At 45.8% G+C, this 10,638-nt stretch carries 8 protein-coding genes; 6 read left to right on the top strand and 2 right to left on the bottom strand.

The annotated features are described in order from the left end of the window. Positions 1–684: 684 nt before the first annotated feature. The gene (gene argC / locus F6K51_RS33360) at positions 685–1,743 is read left to right on the top strand and encodes an N-acetyl-gamma-glutamyl-phosphate reductase (protein ID WP_293029155.1); all 1,059 of its coding nucleotides are present in this window, start codon (positions 685–687) and stop codon (positions 1,741–1,743) included. A gap of 88 nt (positions 1,744–1,831) precedes the next feature. Then, positions 1,832–2,017 (top strand): hypothetical protein, encoded by a 186-nt coding sequence (locus F6K51_RS33355; protein WP_293029150.1) that lies wholly within the window; start codon positions 1,832–1,834, stop codon positions 2,015–2,017. Between the two features lie 3 nt (positions 2,018–2,020). Here F6K51_RS33355 and eno read toward each other — a convergent pair whose 3' ends face one another. Continuing rightward, a complete protein-coding gene (gene eno, locus F6K51_RS33350) occupies positions 2,021–3,319 on the bottom strand; it encodes a phosphopyruvate hydratase (protein ID WP_293029147.1) in 1,299 nt (432 codons plus the stop codon). Positions 3,320–3,834: 515 nt separating this feature from the next. On the opposite strand from eno, the gene F6K51_RS33345 reads away from it, so the two are divergent. The 4 genes from F6K51_RS33345 (at position 3,835) to dtd (ending at position 6,010) form a co-directional block, all read left to right on the top strand. Then, positions 3,835–4,629 (top strand): hypothetical protein, encoded by a 795-nt coding sequence (locus F6K51_RS33345; protein ID WP_293029144.1) that lies wholly within the window; start codon positions 3,835–3,837, stop codon positions 4,627–4,629. A gap of 11 nt (positions 4,630–4,640) precedes the next feature. Continuing rightward, positions 4,641–5,150 (top strand): hypothetical protein, encoded by a 510-nt coding sequence (locus F6K51_RS33340; protein ID WP_293029140.1) that lies wholly within the window; start codon positions 4,641–4,643, stop codon positions 5,148–5,150. A gap of 9 nt (positions 5,151–5,159) precedes the next feature. Then, positions 5,160–5,291, top strand: coding sequence for a hypothetical protein (locus tag F6K51_RS33335; RefSeq protein WP_293029137.1), 132 nt, complete (start codon positions 5,160–5,162; stop codon positions 5,289–5,291). A 257-nt stretch (positions 5,292–5,548) separates the two neighbouring features. Further along, positions 5,549–6,010 (top strand): D-aminoacyl-tRNA deacylase, encoded by a 462-nt coding sequence (gene dtd, locus F6K51_RS33330; RefSeq protein WP_293029133.1) that lies wholly within the window; start codon positions 5,549–5,551, stop codon positions 6,008–6,010. A 164-nt stretch (positions 6,011–6,174) separates the two neighbouring features. Here dtd and F6K51_RS33325 read toward each other — a convergent pair whose 3' ends face one another. Next, on the bottom strand, positions 6,175–10,203 hold the full coding sequence (locus F6K51_RS33325; protein WP_293029129.1) for a HEAT repeat domain-containing protein: 4,029 nt from the start codon (positions 10,201–10,203) through the stop codon (positions 6,175–6,177). Positions 10,204–10,638: the final 435 nt, after the last annotated feature.

Genomic DNA, 10,638 nt, shown 5'->3' with positions numbered 1-10,638 from the left:
ACGAAACCTTAGGAGAGTGGAGCCTTTATGGTTAGTCGGTTATGGGTAAAAGGGTTAAAACTTTATGATTAAGGCTCCACTCTCCTTACGGTAACTTCAAACCTTATTTTAAGGTTTCGTCTCCGGGATGAAAGCCAGGTAGCGACTAAAGTCGCCTAGATGCAATTCCATTAAAAAGGTTGACAATACTTGTGCGCTAGAGTATTATTTAGATATGGGTACAGGCTGAAAATCCGAGGCACAACCGGGTCAGAGACCCGCAATTGTTTGACCTTAAAGAAGAAATGCCCGGAGGGTAGGGAAAGTCCTCTTTTCTTGATGCAGTCGCTCATGGGGGAAACCCCCAAGACCGCGCTGCATCGCTAAAAACCCAATCATCAACTAACAATTGGTGTGTGAACCCAGCAAAGATACGACCTGAGAAAAGAGAATGGTACGGCGGGGCACGCCGAAACCAAGTGAAACAGGAAAGTAACGGACTTTATAAGGCACTTTTGCTGAAAGTAACTAAACGCCTAAGGAGACTAGCCCGCTGGGTCTTTCGTGAACTGACTAGAATCTTGGTCTCGACGGGATTCAGGTTTAGATATTGCCATTTGGACACGGAGGTTTAAGGCCGGTCGTAGATCTAGGAATCCCCGTCTTTTTAAAGCGGGGAGTGTCAACCTATAGGAAAGGAACATGATGGGGGATTTAGAACGCCTACCAGTAGGCATAATTGGTGCTTCTGGTTATGGTGGCGTACAACTTGTAAGGCTCTTGATGGATCACCCAGGAGTCGATATAGTTTATTTGGGTGGAGAAAGCAGTGCTGGCAAGGGATTTGCCGAGCTTTACCCTCATCTAGGCCATCGTGTTAATTTAACCATTGAGCCTATTGACATAAATACTATTGTATCCCGTTGTCAGGTAGTGTTTCTGTCCTTGCCTAACGGTTTAGCCCATAAGCTAGCACCATCACTGTTATCAAAAGGATTAAAAGTTCTCGATCTCTCAGCTGACTATCGATTTAGTAAACTTGAAACTTACAAAAGCTGGTACGGTGGAGAGCGCCACGACCAAGAAACCGCTGCTACTGCTGTTTATGGTTTACCGGAACTGTATCGCGATCGCATTTCCTCTGCCCAATTAGTCGCTTGTCCTGGTTGCTACGTCACCAGCAGCCTACTCGCCCTTGCTCCCCTGCTCAAACAGGGTCTGATTATTCCAGACACTGCCATTATCGATGCTAAATCTGGCACCTCTGGGGGTGGACGCAAGGCAAAAACCAATCTCTTACTAGCAGAAGCTGACAGCTCTCTAGCCCCTTATGGCGTGACTCATCACCGCCATACCCCAGAAATTGAGCAAATTTGCAGTCATTTAGCCAGTCATGAAGTCAGGGTGCAATTTACACCCCACCTGGTTCCCATGGTACGGGGAATCTTAGCTACCGTTTATGCCACATTGCAGGATCCGGGACTAGTCAGGGAAGATTTGTTCACCATTTACACAGCCTTCTACCGCGCCTCTCCCTTTGTCCGCGTGTTACCCAGTGGCACCTATCCCCAAACCAAGTGGGCTTGTGGCACTAATCTTTGTTACATAGGGGTAGAAGTCGATAGCCGAACTGACCGAGTTATCGTTATGTCAGTCATCGACAACTTGCTCAAAGGTCAAGCTGGTCAAGCTGTACAGTGTTTGAATCTGATGATGGGTTGGGACGAAACCCTAGGCTTGCCTCAACTGAGTTTTTATCCGTGAATCGGTTGTGGGACGGATGTGCAAAATAAACCAGAAGTAGGGGGAGATAGGAAAAAACCATTCTTCCCACACTCCCCACCAAATAACCTTGGCCTATTGGCCACGGAATCGCGTTCAACCTTCAACCTTCAACCTTGGCCAAAGGCAACGCAATCGCGTTCAACCTCCAACCTCCAACCTCCAACCTTCAACCTTGGCCAAAGGCCACGGAATCGCGTTCAACCTCCAACCTTCAACCTTCAACCTTCAACCTCCTAACCTCCTAACCTCCTAACCTTCAACCCTGACACAGCGGGCCCATGCCACAAGTTCCAGCATAAATGGCGCGATCGCCTAATTCATCTTCAATCCGCAGCAACTGGTTATACTTAGCCACCCGTTCACTACGGCACAGTGAACCTGTTTTAATTTGACCGGCACGAGTAGCAACAGCAAGATCAGCAATAGTAGTATCTTCGGTTTCCCCAGAACGGTGACTAATCACGGAACGGAAACCGTTGCGAGTAGCTAAGTCAATGGTTTCAAGAGTTTCGGTCAAGGAACCAATTTGATTGAGCTTAATCAAGATCGAGTTACCCGCACCGACATCAATACCTTTTTGTAGCCTGGTGGGATTGGTAACAAATAGGTCATCACCCACTAACTGAATACGGGAACCGAGTTTTTCAGTGAGCAACTGCCAATTACTCCAATCCTCTTCGTGGAGTCCATCTTCAATAGAAACAATGGGGTATTGCCCCACCAACTCAGCTAGATAGTTAACAAACTCCTCTGGGGAGTGAGATGCCCCATCATAGACATACTGAGCCTCTTTGTAGAACTCGCTCGCGGCCACATCCATGGCTAAAGCGATTTGTTCCCCTGGCTTATACCCAGATGTTTCTATAGCGGCAATCAATAAGTCTAGCGCTTCTTTATTTGACCCCAAGTTGGGAGCAAAGCCACCTTCATCTCCCACACCGGTAAGCAATTTTTTCTCTTTCAAAACCTTAGCCAAGGCGGCAAAAACCTCAGCTCCCCAGCGCAGAGCCTCTCGAAATGACTGTGCTCCCACTGGCACAATCATGAATTCCTGAAAATCCACATTATTATCCGCATGAGCACCACCGTTGATTACATTCATCAACGGAACTGGTAGTAGATTAGCTAGTGGTCCGCCTAAGTAGCGGTAGAGGGGGAGTCCTTTACTGGCCGCCGCCGCCTTAGCTGTCGCTAGGGAAATCGCTAGGATGGCATTTGCTCCCATATTCTTTTTGTTGGCCGAACCATCCCGATGAATCATCTTGTGATCAACCAACATTTGGTTGAGAGCATCGTTTTCCAATAGCTCCGGGGCGAGTTTTTCTTTGATATTCGATACTGCCTTGAGTACCCCTTTACCACCGTAGCGACGGGGATCATTATCTCGTAGTTCATGGGCTTCAAAAGTACCAGTAGAAGCACCACTGGGAACTTGGGCAATTCCCACGGCACCGTTAACAAGGCGCACTTGGGCTTCTACTGTCGGACGTCCACGAGAATCTAATATCTCTCTGGCATCAATTGCCGCAATTGCAGTTTCTGATTTAGTCAACATGCTTTTTCCTCTAATTATCTAAAGATTGCAACTGCCTTAATCGTTAAATCGCTCTAGGATAAGAAAGGAATTTCACTTCTTTTCAATCTCCTAGTTAATCAATGATGTCAGCCATCTCAGCCCTTAGGAGCTGTGAGCTATCCGCTATTAGCTATCAGCTTAAGCGCTACGCGCACGCTACGGGAACAGCCATGGTTGAAAAGCTGACTCCTTGGTGGTTATAACTGGGTACTGATAACTTAATGCTTACGATGAGATTGTGCCACTTTAAGGTCTGGAACATCAACACTACACAGTTTTCTATACCTAGAGTATTGTTGATATAATCGCCCTAAATATTTCGACCATACTAATGGTGATATGGCTCACGAAAATTGCTGAAAATAATCACAATTATTTTAGAGTTGGCTCACAACAAACCAAAATTATTTTAAATAAGCTAGGGGAAGACTAGTTAAGATGACTAGGGTTTCGGGACTCTTACTGACCTGTTGTTAAGGGCAATAATATCATCTATGATTTCCTCCCCACTTCAGAAATTTGTGTTTAGACCAGCATTGATTTCAGCAACAGTATTTGCTGCGCTGACGTTACCCGTAGGCTGGTTCGGTGCTAAGCCAATATCCATTAAAGTACAGGAGGAGCAACTATTCTACGGTCATGTGCGAGATGCGGCAACGCCTTACCTTACCTTGGCAACGGTGATTAGCCTGGGAGGTGGTATGGCCAGTGTAGCTATAGCAGGATGGCAAAAGTCTGCTCAACAATCATCGCAACTTCAGTCACAGCTATCAAATCTAGCACAACAAATTCAAAAAAAGGAAGAATTATTAGAAAAACTTAGGTTTTCAGAATCCCAGCAGAACCTTCCTCAACACAAGCCTTTAGACAATCAGATAGACAATCAGATAGACAATCAGATAGACAATCAGATAGACAATCAGATAGACAATCAGACATCGCCACAGCAGCCAATTAACTATACCGTCTATACTAGTTCTAGCTTCGAGTCAAACCGTGAACCACTGGTTACTAAGAGTGGGTCGAGAGAATATCAACCAGTAGCTAAATCTGTGATGAAGGTGCCAGCCAAAACCTTTGAGTACAAGCGATTGGCCGTAGGCCACGCTACGCGAATGCAAACTGGTGTGGGTAATAGTCAAACCCATACTGGGCTTGAATCCCATTCTGAAGTAGTATCATTACCATCGGAAGATATTCAGCAACTTCAAAGTCAGTTGCAACAGGTCAAAGCTCAGATGACAGCGATGCAAAAGGTTTTGCACAAGCAACACTTTGTATCTACTTGAACACTAACGTTATGTCTAGCCCATCACCCATCGACCCTCAAACCCCATCGGGATTGGCCGTTGGCCACCCTAAGCGATCAGAATTTGAGCTAAATCTGCTCAAACAGGAATATTTTTTCCTGCAAACTACTGTAGAAGATTACAACAAACAAATCTGGGTGATTAAAGCCTTGGGGATTACGGCCACTGGTGTGGTTGTGCGCATGGTCTTAAAAGAAAAACAGAATAGCATTGCCCTGATTGGGTGTGCTATTCCCCTGTTCTTCTGGATTCTAGAAAGTCAGTGGAAGCACTTCCAGCGCGGTTTCTATCCCCGTTTGGTAGAAATTGAGGAAATTTTGACTCAGGAGTTTAACTTGCGCAGTCCAGCTATTTTTACTGGCTGGAGTCGTACCTTTAAGCGCAGTAATATTCCCAAACGCCAAGGCTATCTTTGGGATGGTTTATTAAACCGTAGCGTTTGCATTACTTATCTGTTAGAAATTGGCTTTCTTTTGGTATTATCGTTAATTAGGTTTTAGGAATTAGAAGTGTTGAACAGGGAACAGCGGATCTGGGAACAGGGAATCGGGAATCGGGAATCGGGAATCGGGAAGAAATGGTTCCCTAGTGTGGCGATTATAAATGAGTATAAAATAATTGCTCGGAAGCTTACTAAGTAAGGCTTTTAGTGATTTAAAAAAGCAATTTTCATAAAAATTGCTTTTTATTGTATTGATACAGTACCTTTGTGGAATCCCTTGCTATTTAAGGGGTAATCGCTCATTTAAACTAGTTATTGAGTATAATCAGTCTAGGATAGGCATTGATCATAACACCTAAAAACACTCAGATCTTTTTCCTACTGTTCCCAGATCCGCTGCTCCCTGTTCCCTAAAACCCAGGACGAAATACCTCAGCCAATTGAGAACTGCTACATATGCGAGTAATCATCCAACGAGTCAAATCCTCCCAAGTCGAAGTAGAAACAACAGTGATTGGGAAAATAGGGCGAGGGCTTAACCTACTAGTCGGTATTGCGGATACTGATACGGAAGCTGAATTAGACTGGATGGTGCGAAAGTGTCTAGACTTAAGGCTATTTCCAGACGAGACTACTGGTAATGACCGTTGGGAAAAGTCCGTGCAGGATATAGGTGGTGAGCTATTGGTGGTTAGCCAGTTTACCCTTTATGGAGATTGTCGCAAAGGACGTCGCCCTTCCTTTAGTCAGTCCGCTGCTCCAGAATACGCTAGGGCATTATATCAACTATTTGTGGATAAGTTACGGATGAGTGGGTTGCGGGTAGAAACTGGTGAGTTTGGTGCGATGATGGAAGTTTGTATAGAGAATGATGGTCCTGTGACACTGTTGTTGGAGAAAGAGGCATTAGTGCGCTAAGGGAACAGGGAACAGGGAACAGGGAACAGGGAGTGTGGGAAGTTTGGGGAGATGGGGAGATGGGGAGATGGGAAACATTTTTATAGCGTTTATCATACTGACGAGGTACAGTAAATTTTCGTCTTACACCGACTCCCGATTCCCGACTCCCGACTCCCGACTCCCTACAAGTCAATGGAATAATAATCCAAATCACTTTTTCCCGCACCCTGACCCCACCGTGAATCAGGTTTCCAAGCACCATTGGCTTCTTCCCGGCGGCGAGTGCGGACAGTGAGCTGATTACCTTCAAATGTCAGTAGATTATATTGCCAGGGATAAGCGGATCGTAGTTCAAAGGTCGGTGCGCTAAAGGTGCCAGCACAAATTCCATGGAGTTTGCGCCCACCTGGGATTTTGTCGTAACTGAAAACGCTGGCTTGGGCTTTGTGGATGTGCCCGTGGAGGAACAAACGGAATCCAGCAACAGCGAGTTGTTGCATGAAGCCTTGGTCGGTAATCCTATCGCTTCCATCACTATTCAGGGGATGGTGCCAAACTGCTATTTTCAGGCAGTTGTCGTAATCTTTATTACGGCGAATCTCGGTCAGGGCATTGCTCACAGCACCTGAGTGGATGCTAGCACGGTCTCTGAAGTGGTGATCCAGTTGCCAAGCGGAGTTTAGTCCTAGGATCAGCAAGTTTTGGTCTGGGAGATAGTCGATAATCCCTTGCTGGTCATAGTCGAGGGGATAGGGTTGAGTTTTGATAGCTTGATAGAATTGGCTGAAGTGGGCAAAGCGTTGTTGGTATTTGGTTTCGTCTTGGACTCGAATCACATCTTCACCTTTGATATAGTGACCCTCTTTGAGTTCACCATCGTAGTCTTCGAGATCCAATAACTGATAAGCCCGCTTTGCTAGTTTCCAGTTGAGGTCGTGGTTACCGGGAACTAGGACAATTTGCTTCGGGTCTAGGGGGAAGTCTAGGCAGAGGTTGTAGAGAAACTGTTGTGCAGCCTGGTATTCTTCTGGAGTGGAATAATTGGCAATATCACCCGATAGGATCAGAGCATCAAGGTGAGGGATGTCAAGGTCTTGGGTGAGGTCTTGAGCCAGTTGGTTTGACCAAAGGGTAGCTTGCTCACTGGTGGTGATGTGGAGGTCCGAGAGGTGGAGGATGTATATGGTTTGAGTGGCAATGAATTTGGGAGGATCGGGTTTGGGACGATAGGTTGGGTTGTAGAATTGGCAGCGCTTTTGAATGGCTTGAATAGCTTTGATGGTTTTCTGAACAGTATTTTTATCATTAGTTGCTGTAAATTCTTCCTTGTTCAGCCAATTAATCAGTTTAGGAATGGTGGCTTCTGTCCCGATTTTTCCCAGAGCAGATGCCGCACTATAACGCACATTATAGTGGTCATCATCCAGCAATTTAATTAAGGGGTCGATGGTGGCTTCTGTCCCGATTTTTCCCAGAGCAGATGCCGCACTACTACGCACAGATGATTGGTCATCATCCAGGCATTTAATTAAGGGGTCTATCGCCACTTCTGTCCCGATTTTTTCCAGAGCTTCTGCTGCACTACTACGCACATCATAGATATCATCATCCAGACATTTAATTAAGGGGTCTATCGCCACTTCTGTCCCGATTTTTCCCAGAGCAAATGCCGCACTCCTACGCACCCAAGAGTGGTCATCATCCAGCAATTTAATTAATGGGTCAATCGCCACTTCTGTGCCGATATTTCCCAGAGCAGATGCCGCACTACTACGTACATTATAGTGGTCATCATCCAGCAATTTAATTAAGGGGTTTATAGCGGCTTCTGTCCAGATTTTTTCCAGAGCATATGCCGCACTCCTACGCACATTATAGTGGTCATCATCCAGCAATTTAATTAAGGGGTTTATAGCGGCTTCTCTCCCGATATTTCCCAGAGCATATGCCGCATGAATACGCACAGAAGAGTCGTCATCATCCAGCAATTTAATTAAGGGGTTTATAGCGGCTTCTGTCCCGATATTTCCCAGAGCCAATGCCGCACTCCTACGCACCCAAAAGTGGTCATCATCCAGCAATTTAATTAAGGGGTTTATAGCGGCTTCTGTCAGCAATTTAATTAAGGGGTTTATAGCGGCTTCTCTCCCGATATTTCCCAGAGCATATGCCGCATGAATACGCACAGAAGAGTCGTCATCATCCAGCAATTTAATTAAGGGGTTTATAGTGGCTTCTGTCCCGATATTTCCCAGAGCCAATGCCGCACTATAACGCACATTATAGTGGTCATCATCCAGCAATTTAATTAAGGGGTTTATAGCGGCTTCTCTCCCGATATTTACCAGAGCATATCCCGCAATTATACGCATATTATAGTCGTCATCATCCAGCAATTTAATTAAGGGGTTTATAGTGGCTTCTGTCCCGATATTTTCCAGAGCCAATGCCGCACTCCTACGCACATTATAGTGGTCATCATCCAGCAATTTAATTAAGGGGTTTATAGCGGCTTCTGTCCCGATTTTACCCAGAGCAAATGCCGCACTCTTACGCACCCAAAAGTGGTCATCATCCAGGCATTTAATTAAGGGGTCTATGGTGGCTTCTATCCCGATTTTAACCAGAGCAAATGCCGCACTCCTATGGACAGAATGGTGGTCATCATCCAGCAATTTAATTAACGGCTCAATAGTGGCTTCTGTCCCAATTTTGCCCATAGCATTTGCCGCACTAATACGCACATCTTCGTGGTTATTATCCAAGCATTTAGTTAACTCAGGTATCGCTTTTTCTGATTCAGTTATTCCCAACAGCTCAACCTTAAGTAACTTCGGAACATCTAACCCAGCCACTAACCCAACAGTCTGCTCCTGAAACTCTGGTTTTACTGCTCCTGCTAACCTGGCTCCCAGTTGCCAATCCACTGCTAATCCTAACCTTACTAACCGCTGGGCTTCGGATTCATTATCTACCAATTGCAGCATCAGCACCAGAGGTTCTGTCCACTTCAAATAATTGAGATAGTTTTGTTGCAACTCCTGATCACTAAGGCTTGGTAATTGCTTCCATAAATATTCGGCTGTATAGTATTCTTGGATCAGTTGGTGTCGAAACTCAATCAACTCTCCTGATGGTTGAATCAAGTGATGGTTGAGTAAGTCATCAAGCCAAGTCTTGGCGCAAACATTAGGATTAACAACAGCTTTCTTAAGTAGATAATTAGTTAAAATTTCTTCGGCTTTGGTCTTGGGAATAGCAACGCTGATATCCTCGGGTTGATCGGGGTTATTCCCTGTTGTCATCACAAACCCTAACTGTTGCAGCAGGTCTGGCCAAAATTCTCTTGATTCCTCGGAAACGTTAACATCTTGCTTGATTTTTTCCGAATAGAACTGGGTAAATGAGCGAAACACTAACCCCAGATTGGACGGTATATCCCCCTTATCCTGAAACAGGGCACATAGCATCATCAATAGTAGAGGAGTTTGCCCAAATTCCCGTAAGCGATCGCCCAACTGTGTAAGCATTTGCTCCCCCTGTTGAGGCAAATGCTTTCGGACAAACTCCGACATTTGGGCTGCACTCAAGGGCTGCATTTCCAACTTCTTTTCAATCCCTAAGTCACCACCAACTCCTAAATCCCTAGTGGTGAAAATCATGGGAGTAGTCTTCTGGTATTTCTGCCGAAACTTAGTCAAATCCAGGCGTGCTGCTTCTGACGGTAGCTCGTTTACGCCATCGATCAGTAGCAAGAATTGTCGATCAAACAGTAGTTTTTCGATCTCCTTCGAGTCCAGCGGTTGACCAAGATGGCTTTCTAGGAAATGCTTCACTAACTCCAACACGGATGTCTGGTAATATCGCAGTTCCACCAGTACTGGAATTTTGTCTTGTATCCCTTCATCCCCCAACAATCGCACTAAGGCTGTGGATTTACCGGACCCCGGACGTCCTACCAGTAAAACATGCTCCGCAGCATACTTCCGCAATCCTGCCAGCACAGGCAACCGCTCAGTTTCTTCCCGATTCTGGTCTCTTTGTGGCTGCTCGGACTTGATGGTTTGCACCATCAGGTCAAAGTTAAACAGCCCAGGGGTTGCTTGCTGCTCCTTGCGCTTGCGGTCTTCGACATCGGTCAGGGTATAAACGTGCCACCATTGGGCGTAGTCTTGACGGATTGATGCTAGATAGGGATCCCAAGTGACCATCTTAAAGGTTGAAGGTTAATTGGTTGAAGGTTGAAGGTTGAAGGTTGAAGGGAACAGGGAGTAGGGAATCGGAACCCACCCCTAACCCCTCCCAGGAGGGGAACGGGAATCGAGAATCGGCAGTGGGAAAATGCGATCGCTAAATGAACTGTAGAATAATCAACTCTATTCTAGACACAAGAAGCTCGTAAACTCTGCCAGGTCTAGTAGAGAGACCTCCAAACCCGACCTTGATCAGAATTCGAGGGATAGCGCTGGGTTCTCAATTATATTTGAGATATCAAAGCAAAATGCTATAGCAATTCTGATACTCATCAGGTAAACAGGATTTCTTCCCGATTCCCGATTCCCGATTCCCGACTCCCGTTCCCCTCCTGGGAGGGGTTAGGGGCGGGTTCCGATTCCCGACTCCCCGATTCCCTACTCCCTACTCCC

Source organism: Moorena sp. SIO3I8, from assembly GCF_010692325.1.
Taxonomy (GTDB): domain Bacteria; phylum Cyanobacteriota; class Cyanobacteriia; order Cyanobacteriales; family Coleofasciculaceae; genus Moorena.
Note: the sequence above shows the minus strand (reverse complement) of the source record. Positions and strands in the feature narration are given on the sequence as shown.

Excerpts from the sequence above, each read along its gene's own strand:
- argC (WP_293029155.1), top strand. The coding sequence starts at position 685 with ATGGGGGATTTAGAACGCCTACCAGTAGGCATAATTGGTGCTTCTGGT.
- eno (WP_293029147.1), bottom strand. The coding sequence starts at position 3,319 with ATGTTGACTAAATCAGAAACTGCAATTGCGGCAATTGATGCCAGAGAG.
- F6K51_RS33345 (WP_293029144.1), top strand. The coding sequence starts at position 3,835 with ATGATTTCCTCCCCACTTCAGAAATTTGTGTTTAGACCAGCATTGATT.
- F6K51_RS33340 (WP_293029140.1), top strand. The coding sequence starts at position 4,641 with ATGTCTAGCCCATCACCCATCGACCCTCAAACCCCATCGGGATTGGCC.
- dtd (WP_293029133.1), top strand. The coding sequence starts at position 5,549 with ATGCGAGTAATCATCCAACGAGTCAAATCCTCCCAAGTCGAAGTAGAA.
- F6K51_RS33325 (WP_293029129.1), bottom strand. The coding sequence starts at position 10,203 with ATGGTCACTTGGGATCCCTATCTAGCATCAATCCGTCAAGACTACGCC.